The sequence below is a fragment of the Fructilactobacillus vespulae genome (genome assembly GCF_047324295.1).
Taxonomy (GTDB): Bacteria; Bacillota; Bacilli; order Lactobacillales; family Lactobacillaceae; genus Fructilactobacillus; species Fructilactobacillus vespulae.
Map to the genome: position 1 here is coordinate 1,297,906 of NZ_CP137138.1, position 22,012 is coordinate 1,319,917.

Annotated in this window: 18 protein-coding genes and 1 CRISPR repeat array; of the genes, 7 read left to right on the forward strand and 11 right to left on the reverse strand. The window is 31.0% G+C overall.

The window, feature by feature from the left end; genetic code table 11:
• Positions 1–111 precede the first annotated feature (111 nt).
• A complete protein-coding gene (locus R4B61_RS06505; protein ID WP_413628310.1) occupies positions 112–1,014 on the forward strand; it encodes a YhdH/YhfP family quinone oxidoreductase in 903 nt (300 codons plus the stop codon).
• 114 nt (positions 1,015–1,128) lie between these two features.
• Here R4B61_RS06505 and R4B61_RS06510 read toward each other — a convergent pair whose 3' ends face one another.
• The gene (locus R4B61_RS06510; RefSeq protein WP_413627449.1) at positions 1,129–2,169 is read right to left on the reverse strand and encodes a zinc-dependent alcohol dehydrogenase family protein; all 1,041 of its coding nucleotides are present in this window, start codon (positions 2,167–2,169) and stop codon (positions 1,129–1,131) included.
• A 165-nt stretch (positions 2,170–2,334) separates the two neighbouring features.
• Here R4B61_RS06510 and R4B61_RS06515 point away from each other — a divergent pair, with 165 nt between their 5' ends.
• Positions 2,335–2,733 (forward strand): MerR family transcriptional regulator, encoded by a 399-nt coding sequence (locus R4B61_RS06515; protein WP_413627450.1) that lies wholly within the window; start codon positions 2,335–2,337, stop codon positions 2,731–2,733.
• A 45-nt stretch (positions 2,734–2,778) separates the two neighbouring features.
• Here R4B61_RS06515 and R4B61_RS06520 read toward each other — a convergent pair whose 3' ends face one another.
• From R4B61_RS06520 to R4B61_RS06530, 3 genes are all read right to left on the reverse strand, one after another.
• Positions 2,779–2,964, reverse strand: a complete 186-nt coding sequence (locus R4B61_RS06520) for a hypothetical protein (RefSeq protein WP_413627451.1) — start codon at positions 2,962–2,964, stop codon at positions 2,779–2,781.
• A 130-nt stretch (positions 2,965–3,094) separates the two neighbouring features.
• Entirely contained in the window at positions 3,095–3,946 is an 852-nt protein-coding gene (locus tag R4B61_RS06525) for a CPBP family intramembrane glutamic endopeptidase (protein WP_413627452.1), read from the reverse strand.
• A 139-nt stretch (positions 3,947–4,085) separates the two neighbouring features.
• Entirely contained in the window at positions 4,086–4,337 is a 252-nt protein-coding gene (locus R4B61_RS06530; RefSeq protein WP_413627453.1) for a CsbD family protein, read from the reverse strand.
• A gap of 237 nt (positions 4,338–4,574) precedes the next feature.
• On the opposite strand from R4B61_RS06530, the gene R4B61_RS06535 reads away from it, so the two are divergent.
• The 4 genes from R4B61_RS06535 to R4B61_RS06550 all read left to right on the forward strand — a co-directional run bounded on the left by R4B61_RS06535 (position 4,575) and on the right by R4B61_RS06550 (position 7,001).
• Positions 4,575–5,297 (forward strand): ion channel, encoded by a 723-nt coding sequence (locus R4B61_RS06535; protein ID WP_413627454.1) that lies wholly within the window; start codon positions 4,575–4,577, stop codon positions 5,295–5,297.
• Between the two features lie 84 nt (positions 5,298–5,381).
• Entirely contained in the window at positions 5,382–5,969 is a 588-nt protein-coding gene (locus R4B61_RS06540; RefSeq protein WP_413627455.1) for a hypothetical protein, read from the forward strand.
• A gap of 101 nt (positions 5,970–6,070) precedes the next feature.
• On the forward strand, positions 6,071–6,646 hold the full coding sequence (locus tag R4B61_RS06545; RefSeq protein WP_413627456.1) for a DUF3862 domain-containing protein: 576 nt from the start codon (positions 6,071–6,073) through the stop codon (positions 6,644–6,646).
• A 19-nt stretch (positions 6,647–6,665) separates the two neighbouring features.
• Positions 6,666–7,001, forward strand: coding sequence for a lipopolysaccharide assembly protein LapA domain-containing protein (locus tag R4B61_RS06550; protein ID WP_413627457.1), 336 nt, complete (start codon positions 6,666–6,668; stop codon positions 6,999–7,001).
• A 49-nt stretch (positions 7,002–7,050) separates the two neighbouring features.
• Here R4B61_RS06550 and R4B61_RS06555 read toward each other — a convergent pair whose 3' ends face one another.
• The 5 genes from R4B61_RS06555 to cas9 all read right to left on the reverse strand — a co-directional run bounded on the left by R4B61_RS06555 (position 7,051) and on the right by cas9 (position 18,108).
• Complete coding sequence (locus R4B61_RS06555; protein WP_413627458.1) at positions 7,051–8,763, reverse strand: hypothetical protein; 1,713 nt, start codon at positions 8,761–8,763, stop codon at positions 7,051–7,053.
• 120 nt (positions 8,764–8,883) lie between these two features.
• A CRISPR array of direct repeats spans positions 8,884–12,022; the repeat unit is 36 nt; unit sequence GTTCTTAATCTCATTAGAATGACGTACTTCTAAAAC.
• 16 nt (positions 12,023–12,038) lie between these two features.
• A complete protein-coding gene (gene csn2, locus R4B61_RS06560) occupies positions 12,039–12,707 on the reverse strand; it encodes a type II-A CRISPR-associated protein Csn2 (RefSeq protein WP_413627459.1) in 669 nt (222 codons plus the stop codon).
• Positions 12,704–13,009 (reverse strand): CRISPR-associated endonuclease Cas2, encoded by a 306-nt coding sequence (cas2, locus tag R4B61_RS06565; RefSeq protein ID WP_413627460.1) that lies wholly within the window; start codon positions 13,007–13,009, stop codon positions 12,704–12,706. The genes csn2 and cas2 overlap by 4 nt, the downstream gene beginning before the upstream one ends.
• 4 nt (positions 13,010–13,013) lie before the next feature.
• Positions 13,014–13,892 carry a type II CRISPR-associated endonuclease Cas1 gene (gene cas1 / locus R4B61_RS06570; RefSeq protein WP_413627461.1) on the reverse strand — a complete coding sequence of 293 codons (879 nt, stop codon included), beginning with the start codon at positions 13,890–13,892 and terminating at the stop codon, positions 13,014–13,016.
• A gap of 196 nt (positions 13,893–14,088) precedes the next feature.
• A complete protein-coding gene (gene cas9 / locus R4B61_RS06575) occupies positions 14,089–18,108 on the reverse strand; it encodes a type II CRISPR RNA-guided endonuclease Cas9 (protein WP_413627462.1) in 4,020 nt (1,339 codons plus the stop codon).
• Between the two features lie 149 nt (positions 18,109–18,257).
• Between cas9 and R4B61_RS06580 the strand changes: the two genes are divergently transcribed.
• Positions 18,258–19,301 (forward strand): lactonase family protein, encoded by a 1,044-nt coding sequence (locus tag R4B61_RS06580; RefSeq protein ID WP_413627463.1) that lies wholly within the window; start codon positions 18,258–18,260, stop codon positions 19,299–19,301.
• 208 nt (positions 19,302–19,509) lie between these two features.
• On the opposite strand, the gene R4B61_RS06585 is transcribed toward R4B61_RS06580, so the two are convergent.
• Both R4B61_RS06585 and R4B61_RS06590 read right to left on the reverse strand, forming a co-directional pair.
• A complete protein-coding gene (locus R4B61_RS06585) occupies positions 19,510–21,027 on the reverse strand; it encodes an ABC transporter permease/substrate-binding protein (protein WP_413627464.1) in 1,518 nt (505 codons plus the stop codon).
• Positions 21,011–21,967, reverse strand: coding sequence for an ATP-binding cassette domain-containing protein (locus R4B61_RS06590; RefSeq protein WP_413627465.1), 957 nt, complete (start codon positions 21,965–21,967; stop codon positions 21,011–21,013). Before R4B61_RS06590 ends, R4B61_RS06585 begins: the two co-directional genes overlap by 17 nt.
• Positions 21,968–22,012 lie beyond the last annotated feature (45 nt).

Genomic DNA, 22,012 nt, shown 5'->3' on the forward strand with positions numbered 1-22,012 from the left:
TTCTAAATATACCATTAATTTAATTAATTTTGGTATGAAAAATAAATATATAACTTTATAATTGTTAATACATTTAATTGCAAAGGAGTTTTTTAAATTAATAATAAATCTATAACCCTTAAAAATATTAACGATAAAATTGAAATAAACCTAGAAAATAATGAAATTCCCCAAATTGAATCAAATCAAGTTCTTATTCAAATTAATTACTCTGACTTGAACTATAAAGATATACTAGCAACTAAAATAAACTCAGGCGTTATTAAACAATACCCCATTGTTCCTGGAATTGATTTAAGTGGCGTCGTACTGAAGTCAAATAGCAGTAACTTTACTCGTTTTGACAAAGTATTAGTGACTGGATATGGTTTGGGAATATCTGCAAACGGTGGTCTTGAAGAGTATGCAGTTGTCCCAGCTGATTGGATTATAAAATTACCTCAACAACTATCATTAAAAGATGCTATGCTTTATGGTACCGCTGGTTTAACTGCAGGCTTATCGGTACACAAATTATTGCAACATAATATTAGAAAAGATGATAATATCTTGATCACTGGTGGTACCGGTGGAGTTGCAAGTATTTCATTAGCAATTCTGAAGAAATTAAAGTTTAGAAAAATTACCGTAACCACTAGAAAAATAAGTAATGAGAATACTTTAAAAGAATTAGGTGCAACTAAAGTAATTACAAATAATGACCTAATAACTCATAAGTTACTAGACCACCAAAAGTATGATTTCGTCATTGATACCATTGGTGAAAAGACCATTCCTAATATTTTGCCTCAAATAAAGTACGGTGGTGGAATTAGCATTTGTGGTAACGTTTCAGGAGCAAAATTAAACACAACTATTTTACCGTTTATTTTAAGAAACATTACTATGTATGGAATTGATTCAGTTAACATTCCAAATCAAGATAAAGCTAATATTTGGAGAAATCTAGCTGCTAAATGGAATGTAACGAAAAAATTGAAAAAAACTCTAACCAAATCACTCTTAACGCAGTGATAAATGAATTTTCTTCATCTGCACCAGATGGTCATCATGGCAGAACCATTGTGAAAATACTTTAAACCAATAAAACCAGCAATCATTAAAAATGATTTGCTGGTTTTTATTTGTCTATTTAGTTATAATTTGCGCCTTAATTGTCTTTCTTTCAGCCATATCTTGATAAGCTTCGTTAATCTGATCTAATTCATACGTACTAGTAAATACTTTACCTGGATTAATTTGACCATCCAAAACTGCCTTAAGTAAAGTTTGTTTAACATAAGTTGTCACTGAAGCTGGTCCTCCAGCTAACGAAATGTTTTTATAGAATTGTGGTGCTGGATCCAATGCTTCACCGTGGGGCAATCCCACTCTACCAACAATGGTACCGGGACGTGCTACACCAATTGCAGTTTCAGTAGATAACTTACTACCGACACATTCCAACACTGCATCTGCACCTACTCCATTAGTAATTTCCATTATTTTTTTAATACCATCTTCACCACGTTCTTCTACAATATCAGTGGCACCAAATTCTTTTGCCATCATTTGGCGATCATGGTGTCGACTCATCATGATGATTTTTTTAGCACCACGTAATTGTGCCGAAATTACTGCACATAATCCGACAGCACCATCTCCGATAACAACTACCGTATCACCCTTACTTACATTGGCAGTTCTAGCAGCATGATATCCCGTTGGCATGACATCAGATAAAGCTAAAAATGATTTAATCATCGCATCGCTATAATCAGCTGGTTTACCGGGAACTTTAATTAAAGACCAATTAGCATGCTGATAGCGAATATATTCAGCCTGTTCACCATCACTAAAGTTATCTGAATGATTTAAACAATCACCATCATATCCAGCAAGACAAGCAGCACAATGACCACACCCATGTACGAATGGAGCAATCACAAAATCACCCGGTTGTAAGGTATTGATTTCACTTCCAACTTCTTCAACGATACCAATTGCTTCATGACCAGTATTATTTGAATTAGGTTCTTTTTTATCCAATCCACGATATGCCCATAAATCAGAACCACACACACACGCATTTAAAACATGAATAATAACATCGTCTTTAGTTTGAATTGTTGGCTTTGCAACATCATCCACTCGAACTTCGCCAGGTTTTACAAAAATAGTTTTTTTCATTATCAAATCTCCTTTTTATTTGGTAATTAGTACGTTATCACTTAAACCTAACTTAAGGTCAAATAGAAATATTTTTCATTAACTCTAAATAGATTGATAAGTTATAATTAATTTAATCCATGAAGTTAACTTTAGGTCAACAGAAAAGCTCGAAAGGAAAATAAAATGATTAAAAATTATTCAATTGGTGAGGTTGCCAAGAATGCCAACCTTACAATTTCGACAATACGATATTATGATAAAGAAAAATTAATTCCTAATCTAAAAAAAAACGAAGCCGGTAATCGTATATTTACTCAAGAAAATCTAGATGCAATTAAAATGATTAAATGTTTAAAACGTTCTGGTATGCCAATTAAAGAAATCAAAATTTTTATGAAATGGTGTGAAAATGGAGATAGTACCCTATCCAATCGACTAGACATGTTTAAAGAGTTGAAAACATCCGTTACAAAACAAATGGATGAGTTAAAAGAAACGTTAAATACAATTGAATTTAAATGTAACTACTATTCCCAAGCTGTTGAAGACGGAACAGAAAAATATGTAAAAGAAATGCACTAAAAAAGATCGTAATTAAAAATTACGGTCTTTTTTAATAACATCATATTACTGTTCATTAAATTTAAAATACTTAATTAATAATAGTGCTACCACAAACGTCACAAGCATCCCTGCGAATCTAGGATACCAAACATTAATTTGTGGAATTACTTTATTTAAAAATCTAAGGGTGCCCGTACCTAAGAAAACAGCAATAAAACTAATTTTTAAAAATAACATCTGCTTTTTCATAAAATCACCTCTAATTAAAAATATTAGTTTGTTAATGTTAATTTAACATAAAATTTGTACTTTTAATATTTCAATTACAAAGCTATAAAAAAACATTCAGGAAAATATTCCCGAATGTTTTTAAGTTTTTTTAGGCTTTCTTTTTAAGGAGTACAAGTGCTCCAAGTAAAATCGTGGAATAGATAATTGTACATAGAATGGACCCTTCCATTCCAAATGTACCACCATTAGCCCAGGTCATTCCACCTACTGGTGCTGATGTAAATATACTTAATGATGGTTTAATCCCAGAAACTAATACTCCAGAAATGGTTCCCTGAGCAAAGTTCCAAGCACTATGAATTCCACCACAAATCCATAAATTATCAGTTCTATATCTAATTACAGACATCCCTAACGAGTAAATCAATAAATTGACAAATGCCAAAACTGTTAAACCAGAGTTAAAGCTGTGAAATACAGCAAAAAAGATAACTGAGATTGTGATTCCAAAAGCGGGTCCAGCAATCTTACTTACTGCACCTTGCAAAAAACCACGACAAATTATCTCTTCACTCATTCCTTGAAACCCATACGCTACAATAAATAAAATGATTAACACGATATTTGCAGAATTCCAAACATTTGTAACTTTAAAAGCACCAAAGATTGCTGCAATAATCCAAATTAAAATAAAAGCTGAAAGACCAACTAACCAACTTATAAAGTATTTAGATATGAATCCCTTTGCTCTATAAGGCATCACTGTTTTATAACCAGTTTTATTTCTTCTAATTAAATAATATACAAAAAATATTATCGGGGTAAGAACAGTTGCAAAAGATTCGGCTAAATCAGCTGAAATGCTTTTTGAAATCTGCATTGAAACAAACAAGGCATTAAATGGAGCAGCCAAGAGCGCTCCAGAAATTGCAAACACCAATGAAAAAATTGCAACCAGCAAAATTAACACTGAATTTTTAGATATTTTTATTAAAGACATTCTACTCTCCGTTTCTGAATCACTTTTTCCTAATTAATATTAATAATATACTAAAAATATTGATTAGCAAACGTTAGACTACTTTTACAATACAAAAAGAGTTCCTAATATAAGGAACCCTTTCACCTAGTTTGTTAGATTATTCAAAATCATCTTTAATGTCTGAAACTTTTTCTTTCAAGTCACCTTTGGCAGTTTCTAAATCACCTTCAAGCTTTTCAACAGGATCATTGTTAACTGTACCAGCAACTTGTTTGAACTTACCGTTTGCTTGATCACTAAGTGAATCTACTTTTTCCTTTAAATCATCCAACACATCAGTTTCTTTAAGAATTGTGTACCCTAATAAAATGTTACCAGCTAAACTTAAACCTAAAACAAAATTTTTCATAATATGTATCTCCTTATTTGTGTTTAATTAAAAATAACACACTTAAAAAAATAAAGTTATAATAAAGCTCTATTTAACTAATAATTAACAATTTATATAACTAATTTTGCCATTATTTATTTACAGAAAATTGCTAAATTATTACAATTAAATAAATATTAAATCCGTGCGTCCACTGCCTTATAATGGTAGTAAAATGAAAGACATAAGAAACATAAGAGCATAGGAATAAAAAAATTGAAAACACTTAAAAGAGACTTAAAAGATACATACAATGGTTTAATAATCTTCTTAGCAATTGTGTCAGTAATTTTAGTCATTCTGGATTTGTTACATGCAATTGCAATCGAAGACGAACCCTATTTGGCAATTGATACCACAATTACTTTGATTTTTGCAATTGATTATTTCGGTGGTTTTTACTACAGTACTAATAAAAAGCAATACTTTAAAACCCATATTTTTGACTTACTGGCAATCATTCCTTTTGGACTATTCTCAGCTTTTAAAATTATTAGAATGTCTAAATTATTTAAACTTTTTCGGATTGTCGGTGTATTTGGGAAATTAATAAATAAAACTAAAAAGTTTCTTGAAACAAACGGATTTATTTATTTATTAATCACCTGCACATTTATTATCTTTATTGGTGGAATTACCTATAGCATTGCTGAAAAAGCTTCCTTTGGAGATTCAATTTGGTGGGCAATTACCACATCAACGACCGTTGGATATGGTGATCAAAGTCCCCATACGACAGTTGGAAAAGTGATTGCTGTCGTTTTAATGATGGTTGGAATTAGCTTTGTGGGTATGTTAACTAGTACAATTACATCTTTTTATGAAAGACAAAATCAAAATACCAATGCTGACGAACTAAAAAAATTCTATGAATTATATCAAAGTGGTGCGATTACTAAATCAGAATATGAACAACAAAAAGACAAACTATTACAATAAATTTTCTTTATGTTACAATTGTAATAATAATTAGATCGTCCAAAACTGATTGACGTAAAAAGCTGATATTAAGGAGGAATAATTTTGAAAAAATCAATTTTACTATGTTCTACCTTTCTAGCATTAGTTAGTCTAAGTGCTTGTGGTAACAATAACGACAACAAAACTAAAGATAGTTCACCAAAAACTGAGCAAAAACAAAAAAAGAATACTACAAAAGACAGCAAGAAAAAGGAAAGCACCAAAAAAGAAACTGCTGAAACTGGTACTATTTCAAACAAAACCAAAAAAGAAATCAAGTCACAACTTCCACCTCATAAAGATGCCAGTGATTTTGCTAACAAGTACGGCGAATCCCCTGCTTCTTATCTATACAACCAAAAAGGAGTTGCAGCAAAAGATGCACTACAAGCTGTTCCAGATAGCAGCAAAACTCCAGAAGAAAAACAAACTCAAAAGATCTTAGAAAACCCTTCTAAATATGATCAAAATACAGTTTCAAATGCAACTTCAAACCCAAGTAATACTAATAGCACTACTAACACTGATAGTAGTAGCAAAAATAACACAAGTAATAACAACAAAAAGACTTCTAGCCAAATTGACGACGCTTCAATCGATTCATTGAACGTTTACACTCACCCAGAAGTTTACCAAAACCGTTTTAACTAAAACGATTGCCCTATTTGGTAAGAAAAGATTGGTTCGATTCCAATCTTAGGGCTTACGTCCAAAATTGATGACGAAAAAAGCTATCTATAGGAGATGTACATATGCAAAATGAAAATAGGTTAGTCAAGAATGCTTGGTTCTGGATTTTTATTTTTATTGTTTTAGGATGCGTATATGCGGTTTCAAACCATGTATATCAAACCAAACTAGCAGCAAATAGTATTGCCACTGAGCATGCTAGTGAAGTGCGAAATGATTACAATAAAATTAAAATGCATGATGAAAAATCAACCATTATTACGTTATTTAGACATCCAGATAAAACTTCTGAAAAAGACATTCATGGCCTTCAAGGCGAAAAGTTAACTTGGAAGTTTAAAGATGGTAAATTAACGGTAACCTTCCATAACGGAAAAGTAGTTGGAAAATCATTAACTAAAAATGTTAATAGCGATACTAAGTTAGTTAATCAAACTAACATTGATAATATTAACAATGATTCAAGTTATCAAAACGTTGTTAATAAACTTGGTAATCCGGCTTTTGAATCAACTAAACTGGTTGATAAGCAAAGTTATCAAACCATCAAATACCCAACTGATCATAATGGTAATGGTACTCTATTTACCTTCTTTAATGACCACCTATCATCCAAAACCGAAACAACACTAAATTAATATAGAAAGAAGCTAAATTATGAAAAAACAAATCTACGTTATTTCCGGAATTGTAGTTACACTTATTATTGCAATCTTTGTCTTACTAAATATGGAAAAGGTTACGATTAGTTTTGGATTTGCAGAAATTCAAGTCCCATTAATCTTAATTATCTTGTCTTGTTTACTATTGGGTGCTTTACTTCTATTCTTATTCTCATCAACAAGTACCTTCAAACAAAATAAAGAAATCAAAACTTATAAAAAAGAAGTTGATTCCTTAAATGATAAAATTAAAGATATTAAAAAAAACCAACCTAAAAAAGTTGTAACTGAAAAACCAAAAACTAATCCTGAAAACAAACTAAAAGCATAATCAAAAAAGAGCCAATATCATATTGATATTGACTCTTTTATTATCTAATCTATTTTAAATTATCATCTTGTAAATTAACTACATTACCAATGCCACGTTGACTATCAACGTTAGCACTAAATTTAATTTGGTCCCCACTTTTCATTACGGTAGCTTTATTATAAGTATCCGATGTAATGGTATACATAATATTACTACCAGATAAGGTAAAGTTAACTGTATTATATTTATCATGAGGAAAAATAACTAATCTATCAATGGTTCCCGAATACTCTTTAGCCTGATCCTTATTCGTACTTTCTGGATTAGTACCACGATTACTTAACTGTTGTCGATATCCATCTAAAGCTTCATTAGCAGTTTGTGCATATGATTTAATTGATTGATCTTCGGCATTAATATATGCATAACTTCTAAATGAACCAGTTGAATCAAGTAATGAAATCACCCAAGTTGGCGTTCCATCGATGTTATACATAATTGGCATACTAGAAGTCCATTTTTGTGCTAGATATTCTTTATCAGCCAACTCTTTAGCACCTTCAGAATCCATAACTCCAACATTCTTTCCCGTGTAGAAAGTTATTTTACCATTTCGTGCATTCAACATCGAATATCCCATCGTAGAATCAGCTTTACTATTTGGAGAAGTGTAATCCGTAAAGTAATAGATATGTCCATCTTTACTAAACACTGGTGTTAACCCATCTTCAGTACCAGTGCCAGGAACTTCCATTTTACCTCGATTACTAAAATTAAATAATCCATACCGATCTTTGGCATAAACATCAATCATGTCTCTTGCGGTAGCGCTATCAATCGTTTCATCTAAAAATTTTGGTGCTTCATTAGTTTTATATAGTTGACAATCTCCATTTTGTGCATTCATTAAGACGACATGCAGCGAATCATAATTAATTCGTGAACTAATGTTTCTGGTATGGTAAACCGTTTGCACATAATATGGCGTACCATTATCATCTACTTCAAACTGTGGATCACCGGTATGAATCCAAGTGGGAAAAGCATTGTACATTCTTCGAGCAGCATCGTGATTTAGAATTGATGAATCACTATAATTCATTGATTTATTGATAAATTTAGGTTCAGCATTAATATCTGTTGCCGAAATAATGAAGTAACCGGGTAAGGTTTTGGCCCCGATTGCTTGAAATAAACCGCTATACTCAACTGGAGCAATATAAACTGGTTTACCTTGATAAAATTGCGTTTGTAAATCACCTAATTCATAAAATGAAGCATTTCCAACGGTACTCATTGCTTTGTTCATTCGATTGCGAACCGTTTTTGGTGCAATCGCAATTGGACTTTCAGTCTTAGATAACTTAGGTGCGCTAGCTTTCTTTTCAACTTTCAAAGAGTTATAAACAGGCTTTTTCACTAAGTTAGTTTCAGCAACACTAATCAATAGTAATAAAACAATTACAGAAAATCCAATCATAATTAGTTGTTTAATCCGTTTATTGGTAATTCTAATAATTGGCCTAACATCTGATAATTGATCAAAAATAATTAATGCCAATAAAACCATGACTAATCCCAATACCAGGTTACTAATCAATAAGTTTAAAGGCACCCTACTTGGTAAAGTAAAGTATGTAAAACAGAGTTTAATTAAAAATAAGATTACAAATAAAATTGATAAGCTAGTGACTTTCTTCTTATCACTCCAGTTGTAATACGAAAACATGATGGTTACTAAAATTGGCACGATCATTTGTAATAAAGTTACTACTAGCATTTAATGCTCCATTCCTGATTTTATTTTAAATTATTACAAAATAATAATTTACATTGCTTTAATATATCAATTACTTCTACATTATGCAATGTTGGTTAATAAAAAAGAACTCATTTAAGAGTTCTTAATCTCATTAGAATGACGTACTTCTAAAACGTTTCTAAAAAGGGTGAAGTTAATAGTGAAGTTCTTAATTTCATTAGAATGACGTACTTCTAAAACACTGCGCAATGGGCGTGTAAACACCCGTGGAGTTCTTAATCTCATTAGAATGACGTACTTCTAAAACCACACAGAACGCCACAAAATAGGAATTATCGTTCTTAATCTCATTAGAATGACGTACTTCTAAAACTCGTCGGCCTTGTCGTCGTCATTAATAACAGTTCTTAATCTCATTAGAATGACGTACTTCTAAAACACCAGTAGCAGTTTTAACCTTAGCCAATTCGTTCTTAATCTCATTAGAATGACGTACTTCTAAAACTCAACTGATGGAGCAATTTCCATCAATGTGGTTCTTAATCTCATTAGAATGACGTACTTCTAAAACAAACTTCATTAACGAATTAGAAAGCGTTCAGTTCTTAATCTCATTAGAATGACGTACTTCTAAAACTCTAATTTGTTGGGATATTTTCTCTTTACAGTTCTTAATCTCATTAGAATGACGTACTTCTAAAACACCAACATAATTTGTTTGATAGCTTGAGAGGTTCTTAATCTCATTAGAATGACGTACTTCTAAAACGCTGAATTAGTTGGACGCGCAAATCTCGATGTTCTTAATCTCATTAGAATGACGTACTTCTAAAACCAATCAGCTAATTTAATCAAACCACAATTTGTTCTTAATCTCATTAGAATGACGTACTTCTAAAACATTGTTACAGCATACCAGACCAATATGAGTGTTCTTAATCTCATTAGAATGACGTACTTCTAAAACAAGATTGATAACGAAAGGAGAAAACGTGGTGTTCTTAATCTCATTAGAATGACGTACTTCTAAAACATATTCATCAGAATTTTCTCCAAAAATAAAGTTCTTAATCTCATTAGAATGACGTACTTCTAAAACTCCTATCCATACTGACACCAAGTTAATACAGTTCTTAATCTCATTAGAATGACGTACTTCTAAAACATTAGCCATGTATTTCATCTGATTTAACGCGTTCTTAATCTCATTAGAATGACGTACTTCTAAAACCAAAGACAATATACAGTTACCGACAACACTGTTCTTAATCTCATTAGAATGACGTACTTCTAAAACTGCATCTTGTCTTACTCATTAATATAAATCGTTCTTAATCTCATTAGAATGACGTACTTCTAAAACTGCCAGGAAAGTTGTAAAACTCACTCATTAGTTCTTAATCTCATTAGAATGACGTACTTCTAAAACTGCTAAATGATTACTACGAAGGCAATGACGGTTCTTAATCTCATTAGAATGACGTACTTCTAAAACTAAGTCATCTTTAACTAGATTATTATTTTTGTTCTTAATCTCATTAGAATGACGTACTTCTAAAACCTAAACACACCTTGAAATGCCCAGAAATAAGTTCTTAATCTCATTAGAATGACGTACTTCTAAAACTAAAAAGCTGATCTCTTTAATTTTTCTTTAGTTCTTAATCTCATTAGAATGACGTACTTCTAAAACTAGTTTTAATTTTATCCTGTGTTTTCTTGTGTTCTTAATCTCATTAGAATGACGTACTTCTAAAACAGAGTATGCATATCAAATGCTAAAGAATGGGTTCTTAATCTCATTAGAATGACGTACTTCTAAAACTACACTACCTGATTGAAAGCCTTAAGAGAGGTTCTTAATCTCATTAGAATGACGTACTTCTAAAACAAAATAGCAAAGATGCTGAAAGTTATTTAAGTTCTTAATCTCATTAGAATGACGTACTTCTAAAACTTGTTATCAACCAAAGTAATTGCATTTAAGGTTCTTAATCTCATTAGAATGACGTACTTCTAAAACAAAGGTATTAACATTTTTACAGCTTTCATAGTTCTTAATCTCATTAGAATGACGTACTTCTAAAACCGTGCTAAATCACCAATAAATGCATGTTTTGTTCTTAATCTCATTAGAATGACGTACTTCTAAAACTTAATGCTGATAATCTGTGAGAATATGTAAGTTCTTAATCTCATTAGAATGACGTACTTCTAAAACTTAACGGAAAACTTAACCTAACTATTTAAAGTTCTTAATCTCATTAGAATGACGTACTTCTAAAACTCTAGAAGATGAATTATTAGATATCATTGAGTTCTTAATCTCATTAGAATGACGTACTTCTAAAACTGACGTTGTAGTTGGTGGATAGCTAGTTGTGTTCTTAATCTCATTAGAATGACGTACTTCTAAAACTATAAATATAGTCAAAGGAAAGGAAGTAATGTTCTTAATCTCATTAGAATGACGTACTTCTAAAACTCTAACTCAGACTTATCAAGTTTCTTACCAGTTCTTAATCTCATTAGAATGACGTACTTCTAAAACCCAACGCCGAAAAGATGATGAAGAGCAAATGTTCTTAATCTCATTAGAATGACGTACTTCTAAAACTAAATTGCGCATCTTACTGCGTGATGAAGTGTTCTTAATCTCATTAGAATGACGTACTTCTAAAACGTTAAGCAAACTTACGCCAGAGCCAACATTGTTCTTAATCTCATTAGAATGACGTACTTCTAAAACTTGTTTTGCTAGTTTTTACTGCATCTGAAAGTTCTTAATCTCATTAGAATGACGTACTTCTAAAACAGACGCGTTATCTAATTTACAGTCACAATAGTTCTTAATCTCATTAGAATGACGTACTTCTAAAACTACTATTGAAAGTACTTAAATAAGTTTTAAGTTCTTAATCTCATTAGAATGACGTACTTCTAAAACTATAATACCTACCATAATACCAATTATGAAGTTCTTAATCTCATTAGAATGACGTACTTCTAAAACGACGTACTCAAGCAATTAGAAGAGTTTGTTGTTCTTAATCTCATTAGAATGACGTACTTCTAAAACAACTGTTTACCGACCTTTAAGGTCATTTATGTTCTTAATCTCATTAGAATGACGTACTTCTAAAACTCAATTAACAAACGGAATCGAAATCAAAGAGTTCTTAATCTCATTAGAATGACGTACTTCTAAAACGATTATTGTTAAGTAGTTCAGCTTTTTTAAGTTCTTAATCTCATTAGAATGACGTACTTCTAAAACCGTCTGTAATATTTACCTACTCGTTAGAAGACCATCTCACAAAATCTCTATCGATGCGGTAAACACGGCATTCTTCAACATTATTATCTCTTTGATAATTAGAAAAATCTAATATTAATACGTATAACCCTAATGATTTTATTTGTTGTATTATTTGTTGTATTTGTTCAGGATACAAGTAGTTAAATACATCATTAAGAACAATTAACTTTTTATTATTAAATTTAGTGTATAAATCAAGAACTTGTTTTAGTATACCATATGGATCCGTTTCTGACTCGCTGATTATAATGTCACTTAACTTATACTGTTTTTTAATATCCCATTCTGTTTTACTTTCTAGTGAAATATAATCTAAATCAATTGTACTCATAAAAATTTCTTTCATTTGGTTATCTAACATAAATAATCTTTTTCGATTTTCGTCACTCAAATTACTAGTAATTTCATTTTCTAAATTCTTTTTAAAGTCGTCCAATAAATTTGTTTTTGTATAAATATCACCTAAATAAATAAGATTAGTTTTTAAACTTAATAATTTATTTTCGTCACTTAATTTTATTCCTTCTTTTTTAACTAACCCAGAAATCAAATTAAAATAAAAATTTTTATTTTCTGTTTTTATAATTGTCAATTTACCTGCATTTATCTCAAACGGTTCAATTGGATATAACGTTAACTTCAAATAATCACCGTCCGATCTGCAGTATTACGAATATCATTCTTTTTACTACCAACTAAGAATTTCATACTATTATACTGTTTTTCCGTAACCATTAACGTTTGCACAACTCCTTTTTTTGGTAAAAACGATGAAATTCGACCTTCAGTAAAATTTGCTGACTCCTTACTAACACATACTTTTACATAAACTGAATATTGCATCATTAAAAAACCTTCATTCATTAGTTCTTTTCTAAACTTACGATACATTCTTCTTTCTTCACTTGTATCAACTGGTAAATCAAACATAACCATTAAACGCATAACTCTATACCTCATTTACTAATTCCACCTTTATTTTTATCGAATCTATTTCTCCACTTAAATATTTCAGACAATCTTGCACGTGTTTTTTTATTGCATTCCGAAAAATCATATTTTTATCATTGAATTTTATTTCCAGATTAAAAATATCTATTAATTTGTGTTTAATCTCTGGAGTCAGCTCCTTCAACTCCTGCTGACTGACCCAAATATCAATGATGGGACGAAAAGGCTCCATTAAGTCTGATCCTAAATTAAACTGATTTTCATCACTGCGATGATGAATTCCTAGCTGCGTCAGATATCCAGCAGCTGAAATGTTCAGGTCCACAAATGATAATAAAATTGAGTAACCATAATTTAAAGAATCATTATATGGATTGTATTCTCGTCTTTCAAATCCCTTTTCAAATAGCAATGGGAAATATTTCCGAGCAATAACTGCCTCGCGATTTGTTATATCATTAATTTCTAATTTACTTAATTCATACTCTAATTCTTCCGTTTCAATGTGATTATATTTTAGAACTTGGATTTGCATTTTTAATTTTGCAATCACCACCCAGGTCCACATCAGTTCTTTTCTATTTAGATTCCATTTAAATTGTTTTTCGATAATTTTTTTAGAACGATTATTAGTTAAATAATGACTGGTTTCCACCAACGGTTGTCCCATATCATCTGCAAATATGATCTTAGCCATCGATTTGGCTAGTTCAGTAATGGCTCTAGTAGTGATTGCAACTTTAGTAGTTTCAATTAATAAAATTTCAATATCATCAATTGGAATTTCATTTAAATCATAATCAGTTTGAACTACTATTCGTCTCCCTTTATAAGAAACTTTTGCATGTTGCGTAATAACAATTGTTCTCCATCCCATTTATTCTCTCCTTGACATTTTTATAAATAATGATATATTTAAATTGTTGGTTGTTCGCCAACGTTTTAATCTCATTAGAATGACGTACTGAGTTAAAATCAAACAAGGATTTTTATCCAAGTTTTATCTTTTGAGCCCTTAAGGGCCACTTACATATAATAAAAAAGGAAGCTACTTAGCTTCCTTTTTTGTTTTTCTAATCTATATCAGAAATTTTAATCTTTCTATTAAACAATCCAGTTGGAGATTGATAAATAAATTTAACATTTGAAGTAAACACCAAACCAGACGTCATAATAAATCTTCCCCAATATGAAGACATATTAATTTTGTTCAAATTTTTTATTGTTGCGTTACAATGAGTACCTTCTAATATGTCATTAAAATAATTAATCATTTCAGTAACATTGTCTAATTCTTTAAATAAACTAATTGTTTTATTCTCATCTTCAATTTCAAAATTAGGTAAATATTTATTTATATTTTGAATTGTAGCTGTAAAAGCATCAACTAACTCTGGTTTAGTTTTATTTTTTTTACTTAAAACTCTCATAATTTCATCCGATAATACCAATTGTTGAGCATTATTCTTGTAATTCATGCTATTAATCGTAAACATTCCATCGTTATCCGCTATCAACTGATTAATATAAACTTTACTAATCAATACCTTATCAACATTGAATTTTTTACCTGATTCAGCGTATATAAATTTTAATAAGTCATAAATTTCTTGATTAGTATAATTTCTGTGACTATCAATTCTTCTTAAAGGAATATTAACTAAGCGATATTCAAACTTTTTGCCTTTTTTCAACTTAACTAAGGCTGGATAGGCACCAGTTTCTGAAGTATAACCTCCGTAAATATCAGTCGGACGATCAAGTTTAGTATTAATTAATTTTCTAGACTTTACATCATTTGCAGGGGCTGGGAAATGAGTCTGCTTATATAATGCACCATGATTGGTATAAACTTCCTTAGTAACTAACATCTTCTTAAACCGATATACTTTTTTCATATATCCTAACAGCTGATCTTTATCAAGAGAAACTTCACCATCAGTTACTTCATGGTCTTTTTCAAACCGCCATAACATGTTAAATGAATTTAAATTTGTAATTTCAACCTTTGAAAAGTCACCATATACATATAACGGAGCTAGTTTAGGATATTGTTGTAACAACCAATTACCAACAAAAGCAGTTAAATAAGCATCAAAAGCATGATGATAATCATTTACATTTCTATTCTTATAGAATTCAAATTTTTCTCGTATATGATGGGTTAAGGTAGCTTTAACTGTAACAATGCTGGTATCCTCATTTGCATATCGTTCTTGTAAAATTTCAGCGGCTGATTTAATGATTTGACGAGTTTCAACTAACTGACGATTAATAAAACGACCACGATTATTAAACTTACTAATCATATTAGAAGTTAAAGTTAAATTATTAAATTTCTTATTACTAATCAAATGATAATCTTTTAACATCTTCCAAGTCGAATACATTTTGGCACCAAAAAATTCACCCGGTAAATTATCTTCTTTAGTATGTCGATTGTTTTTTTGCGTAGTCAAAACTCGGTTATCTAATGAATTATCCAAAATAAATGATTGCGGTAAAATGTGATCGATATCATAACCAGATAGATTATCAATATTCAACGGTTCCCCGCTGTATAAATCAATTCCACCTTGCATAAAGTAGAGGAACAATCTATCAGTAAAGTCTTTATTAGAATCAATTTCTTTCAGTTCCTGTTTAATTGACTCATCATCAAAGAAAGTATTTGAAATATTTTGATAGGTTTCTTCAACCTGACGTTTTCGAGAACGAGTCAAGTTATGATTATTTTGATCTTCTCGTGCAAATTCCATCATGATATTAGCAGGACTGTAACCCACTGCTTTAATAATATCGTCAACCACTAATAATATTTGACGAATTGCTTTCTTATTTTGTGGTGAAGTGTATAAATCATTAATAATTTCGGAAACATCGTTTTTATCAAGGTTTTCACCATTTTCTTCTGCAATTGCTTCTTTGTAACTGGGTTCATTTACAATTTGCATAAAGTTATTGGTAGAGTCCCACAAATGATCAATAATTCTTTGCCCATTTTCATCACATAAATTATTTAATAATTTTTTCGATAATCGACCCCAACCTTGATATCTAAACTTAGCTACCTGCTTACGTTGCTCTGCAGTTAACCAATCTAACTCTTCAAGTTTTAGTTTGTAAATATGTTGATCTTCAAAGATTGTAGACCATTCAATAATTTTTTCAAAGTCCGCTTGTTTATCCACATCATCAACCATTGCTCCAAAAATATTAAATAAATCGATATATGTGGTTAACCCATTATTTAAATTCTTTTGATCAGTGGTTCCCGTTATTTCAGGAGTAGTTGCATAGTCTCCGTTGGCAACTAGAGCATCCGCAATCTTATTCAATGAAATTCGCTTGTTTTTCTTCATTACATTATCAAAAATGAATTGTTTTTGTTCCACTGAAATTCGTTCTTGATTAATTTTTAAGTTGTTAAGCTCGTTTAGAACCACAAATTTTTGATATATTAAACTATTTTTGGGCAGCACTGGTTCCCCAATTAAATAAGTATCGGTAGTTGTCATTCTAGTAATAAACTTGGTTGCAGTTTCCGTGCGATCAACTTTTTCATCAAAGTTCCAAGGAGTAATTCTCCCTGCTTCTTTTCGAATCATCCAAGCAAATTTACCATTGCCATCTTTATTAGAATCGTTGGATTCAATCATAGGGCCAACGTAATATGGAACTCTAAATGAGACTAATTCATCTAATTTATATTTAGCTTGACGACTACGTTTCTCATTAGGATTCAATTCAGCTAAGAATGGATAATATTTAGACTGACTTTCAATAATTTTATCTAATTCTTGTTGATGTAGTTGATGTGGAATTGAACCATTTTCTTTTGATCTCTGTTTAGGAAGAAAGTAATCATGGTCTAACAAATAACTAATTTGTTTAGCCTTTTCGGAATCATCTAGATTTTTAGAAATTCTCTTCTTTAAATCTTCAAAGGTGATTTTTTTGTTTTTTTCACCATCAATATACGCTGCATATGCATTTTTAAGGTTTTGTTTTTTCTTGGCATCATCTATCTCATCAATAACTGCTTTTAACATTTTTAAGTGATCTTTATGATCACCAAAACGATTAATCATTGCTTCGGAAATTGTAGTTGCCGCAGGTCGATTTGAAACGGCATTACTTAAAATCCCAGAAAGATTTACCGCAAAAAATAAATCTTTTAAAATCACTAAAATTGAATTACATTCATCCGTCATTTCGGCAGATAGATTATCGATTTTGTCATCGAAGTCATCACTATCAAAATTAAGTGACCAATCTTTCGGAGTAGCAACTTCTAAGCCAAAAATAACGTTAAACTTAGCTTTCATTCCTAACACCGATTTAATTATCTCATCCGCAACTTTTTTATTCTCTTTATCACTATCTTTATCAATCGATTTAAAAAGGACTTTCCCCAACTGTCTTTGACGATCACTTCTAGTCTTTGAATTATCGGTTAAAATAGCTAATTTTTCGTCTAAATCAGTTAAATTCAATTCAAACGAACGAAGTTGATTTACAAATACTTCGTTTAACTCATTAAAAGTGGTTTCTAAATCAATAGAGCTACCTTTAAAGTTTTTAGCATTTGCTTGATTTAAAAAATGACCCCGAAACTTAACGATGTGATGAATAGCTAAATAAATCAAACGAATATCAAACTTTCTATCATCATTCATTAATGCCTGCCGTAAATGATAAATAGTTGGAAATTCGTTATGGAAACTTTTATCATTTAATTCTTCTTCATCAAAAAGAATGTTTCCAAACATCTTTTTGTTTGGATCTTTAGGTGAAACGTTAGATTGCTTTAAACGAGCAAAGAAACTAGGCTCTACATTAGCAATTTCTTTATCAAAAATTTCGTTTAGTAATCCTAACCGCCATTTTCTTCTAGCAAGTCGTCTTCTGGTAGTTCGAAAACCACGTCGTTCTGCTGCAGCCTCTCCCTCTTTAAAAAGGCGAACCCCAATTGCGTTATTTCCTTTAATATGGATTAACCGATTACTTTCGTCAGTAGCCGCCCAACCAATTGAATTAGTTCCAATATCTAGGCCAATATTGTAATTATTTTTTTCTTTAATGAAAATCACTCCTTAATATTAATTTTTTTATTCGTTTGTTATAAATTTAACATAATTTTAACTAATATAACAGAAACTTTAGCATCAAACTAATTGCTTTACATCATTTTTTCTTCCATAATTAAGCTGTAAATAATAAATAAAAAGGGGATTTTATTATGATTGAAAAATTTTTAATCGGAACCTACACCATTAACAATAGTGATGGTGTTTACCAAATTGAATTAGATACTGACCAAAAAAAATTACAAAACACACAAATTGTTGCTAAAATTGAAAGTCCTACATACTTAGCTGAAACCAAAGATAATATTTTATACGCGGTTGATCGTAACATGGATGAATCAGACCTTCGTGGTGGTGTTGCAGTTTTTGATATGAACACAATCCCAGGTAAATTACTTCAAGAAAACATTGAAACTGGAACATCTGATGCATATGTTGCAATTGATAATGACAGAAAGCTAGTTTATACTGCCAACTATCACATGGGTTATGTATCAGTATATGCAATTCAAGCAGACGGAACTCTAAAACTTACTGACCGTGTCCAAAGCATTGGTAACATTGGTCCCCGTCCACAACAAGCCGATGGTGCTCACCCACACTATGCCAATTTAACACCCGATAATCGTTTAGTAGTTTGTGATTTAGGAATTGATACTGTCTTTGTATATGACGTATCTGCTGCAGGTAAACTTTCATTAGTAAGTAAATATCAAACTGAACCAGGATTTGGTCCTAGAAACATTAGCTTTGTAAATGAAACTAATAAGGGTTATTTAGTTGGTGAATTAAGTAGTAAAGTTTCTGTCTTAGATTATCATCCAGAAACTGGTTCCTTTAGTTTAGATCAAACCCTTTCAACTATTCCAACTGACTGGACTGAACACAATGGTGCCGCAGCAATTAAAATATCATCTGATCAACGTTTCGTTTACATCTCTAACCGTGGTCATGATTCAATTGCAGTCTACAAAATCATAGCTAACGGTCAATTAGAACAAATTCAATCAATTTCAACTGAAGGTGAATTCCCTCGTGACTTTAACTTTAGTTCTGATGAATCATTCTTTATCGTTGTGAACCAAAATAGTGATACTGCAACCTTATATAGTCGTAATAGCGACAGCGGTAAACTTGAATTAATTCAAAAAGACTTCGAAGTTCCAGAAGGTACTTGTGTTATCCCTCGTCACTAAAGTAAAATTAGGATACATCTCATAAATAACGAGGATTTATCATGATTTCACTATTATTAATCATTTTCCTATTTTGCTTAATTTTTGGAATTAGGTTAATTGGAAGCTGTTGCAGTAGTATATTTTTTATCTTAATTTGCTTGTTTATACTCGGCATCTTTCTAAAATTTATATAAAACTAAAAGGAGACCTTTCTAGGTCTCCTTTTCTATTTAATTAAATGGTGTTGAGTTAAATATTCGTGTGCAACTTTTGCAGCTGATTCATGTTTTACTGCTACTCGATAGTTCATTTCCCGCATCTCAGCATCCGTAATTTGATTATTTAGCTTATTTAAAGCCGTTTTAATTTCCGGATGATTGGTTAAAGTTGTTGGTCTAACTAACGGAGCTCCTTGGTAAGGAGGAAAGTAGTGTAAATCATCTTGCAAACTGACTAGATGATACTGATATAAATCCGCATCTGTCGTATACCCATCAATTAAGCTTAATTGCTGATTTCCAATTGCCTGGTAGAGTAAATTCGACTCTAACGTTTTAATTTGATTAACATTATTTAATCCATAGCTTTGTTTTAAGCCGTTCCACCCTTGCGCTTGATTATAAAAATCACGTGTGAATCCAGCTTTAATTTCCTCAGAAGGAACCTTTTTCAAATCTGAAATTTTTTTCAAGTTATATTTACTAGCTAAAGACTGTGAAACCGCTAATGCATACCCATTTTGATATTTCATGTGATCTAAATAGGTTAATTGTTGCGTCTTCATATAATTTTGAGCATCTCGATAGGTAGTCTCAGGATTTTTACTTATCTTTGTTTTCTTTGCTTGGGTTTGTAAAATGGTGCCCGAAAATTCTGGATAAATATCAACTTGCCCTTTTTGTAAGGCTTGATATAAAAAGTTAGTGGTCCCAAAGTTAGGTTTTAACTCAACCTTTAACTTAGGATTTTCTTCCAAAATTAAATCCCGATACATATTAATTAAGATATCAGGTTCACTTCCCAATTTTCCCGCAATTATAACCTTATTAGAATTTTGAAAATTTTGATAAAATGCACCGCCACCAATTAATCCAAGGAAAATAAGACCTATAAACAATAATTTTTTTAAAGACAATTTTTGGATCAATTGAATCCCATAGTTAAAGACTAATGCTAAAACAGCGGATAGTGCTGCCCCAATAATTAATAAATCATTATTATTATTTTCAATTCCTAATAGGATAAAACTACCTAAACCTCCAGCTCCAATTAATGCTGCTAAGGTTGCAGTTCCGATAATGAAGACAGCTGCAATTCTAATTCCAGATAGAATGACTGGCATCGCTAGTGGAATTTCTAATCTTCTTAACTTTTTCATCCGAGATAACCCTAATGCATCCGCTGCTTCTTCTAGATTCGGATCAATATTCGTTAAACCCGCATAGCTATTTTCAAAAATCGGTAATATTGCATATGCGACTAAGGCAATGATGGCCGGTAAATTTCCAATTCCCACCAGCGGAATTAATAACCCCAATAAAGCTAAGCTAGGAATAGTTTGAATAACGCTCACCAATTGCAATAATCGCTTTGCAGTTTTAGGACGATTCATCACACTAATTGCCAATGGAACTGCTACTATAATCGCAATCAACAACGATATTAACGATAAAACTAAATGTTGTTCCAAAGCCATAGAAATAGCTTCTTTTTGGCTAATAAGAGTATTAAATAATTTTTCCATTAGTACCCTCTTTTCTAATAAAACTAATTAAGTTTTGAATAGTAACTTTAAAAAAATCATTTTCAAGTTTTATCAATACTGGTTCGGTACTAAGTTCAAAATATTCCATTAACTTATCAATTAAATTATCCGCTAATAAGATTCGAGCATCCTTATTATAAGTACCTGGTCTAATTGACTCTTTTTTTAACAAATCAATGATAGTTCTTTTCGATTTTACTTGATTAAAAAATTCATCAATAAAACGATTAGCTGGTTTTTCCACCAATTCTTTAGCATCACCAACTTGTTCGATTTTACCATTATTTAACACTGCAATTTGATCGCCCAATTTTAAGGCTTCTCTAATATCATGGGTAACAAATACAATTGTGGCTTTGTTTTTTTGTTGCAACTCTTTAATTAGCTTTTGTAATTTCTCGCGAGTTAATGGATCAAGAGCACTAAATGGCTCGTCCATTAAGATGATTTTAGGCTTCATTGCCAACGCCCGCGCAATTCCTACTCTTTGACGTTCTCCACCCGATAATTGATCTGGCATTTTATTAGCATAATGTTCTGGGTTCAATCCCACTTCTTGTAATAATGTAGAAACTCGTTGTTTTTTTTCAGTTTTAGAGCTACTAATCATTTCCATTTGGATTGTAATGTTCTCACTCACACTTAAATTTGGAAAAAGCGCAATATTTTGAATTACGTATCCCATCTGTAATCTTAATTGGGTTAAATTAGTCTTTTTCAGTTCAATCCCCGCAACTTTAACGTTCCCACTCGTGGGTTTAATTAAACCATTAATCATCTTTAAAAGAGTTGTTTTACCGCTACCACTAGCTCCAACTAATACAAAAAATTGATTATCCGGTATTTTTAAATTTAAATGTGAAATTGAAGGAAATTGATTTTGTTGGTATTTTTTTTGGACATCTACAAATTCAATCATCGTTTTAGCACACTCCTATTAACCCGAATTATTTATAACAATTTA

Coding starts and splice junctions, on each gene's coding strand:
- R4B61_RS06590 (WP_413627465.1), bottom strand. CDS start 21,967: ATGATTGAATTTGTAGATGTCCAAAAAAAATACCAACAAAATCAATTT.
- R4B61_RS06530 (WP_413627453.1), bottom strand. CDS start 4,337: ATGAAAAATTTTGTTTTAGGTTTAAGTTTAGCTGGTAACATTTTATTA.
- R4B61_RS06545 (WP_413627456.1), top strand. CDS start 6,071: ATGCAAAATGAAAATAGGTTAGTCAAGAATGCTTGGTTCTGGATTTTT.
- R4B61_RS06515 (WP_413627450.1), top strand. CDS start 2,335: ATGATTAAAAATTATTCAATTGGTGAGGTTGCCAAGAATGCCAACCTT.
- R4B61_RS06585 (WP_413627464.1), bottom strand. CDS start 21,027: ATGGAAAAATTATTTAATACTCTTATTAGCCAAAAAGAAGCTATTTCT.
- R4B61_RS06510 (WP_413627449.1), bottom strand. CDS start 2,169: ATGAAAAAAACTATTTTTGTAAAACCTGGCGAAGTTCGAGTGGATGAT.
- R4B61_RS06525 (WP_413627452.1), bottom strand. CDS start 3,946: ATGTCTTTAATAAAAATATCTAAAAATTCAGTGTTAATTTTGCTGGTT.
- R4B61_RS06580 (WP_413627463.1), top strand. CDS start 18,258: ATGATTGAAAAATTTTTAATCGGAACCTACACCATTAACAATAGTGAT.
- cas2 (WP_413627460.1), bottom strand. CDS start 13,009: ATGCGTTTAATGGTTATGTTTGATTTACCAGTTGATACAAGTGAAGAA.
- R4B61_RS06555 (WP_413627458.1), bottom strand. CDS start 8,763: ATGCTAGTAGTAACTTTATTACAAATGATCGTGCCAATTTTAGTAACC.
- R4B61_RS06550 (WP_413627457.1), top strand. CDS start 6,666: ATGAAAAAACAAATCTACGTTATTTCCGGAATTGTAGTTACACTTATT.
- cas1 (WP_413627461.1), bottom strand. CDS start 13,892: ATGGGATGGAGAACAATTGTTATTACGCAACATGCAAAAGTTTCTTAT.
- R4B61_RS06520 (WP_413627451.1), bottom strand. CDS start 2,964: ATGAAAAAGCAGATGTTATTTTTAAAAATTAGTTTTATTGCTGTTTTC.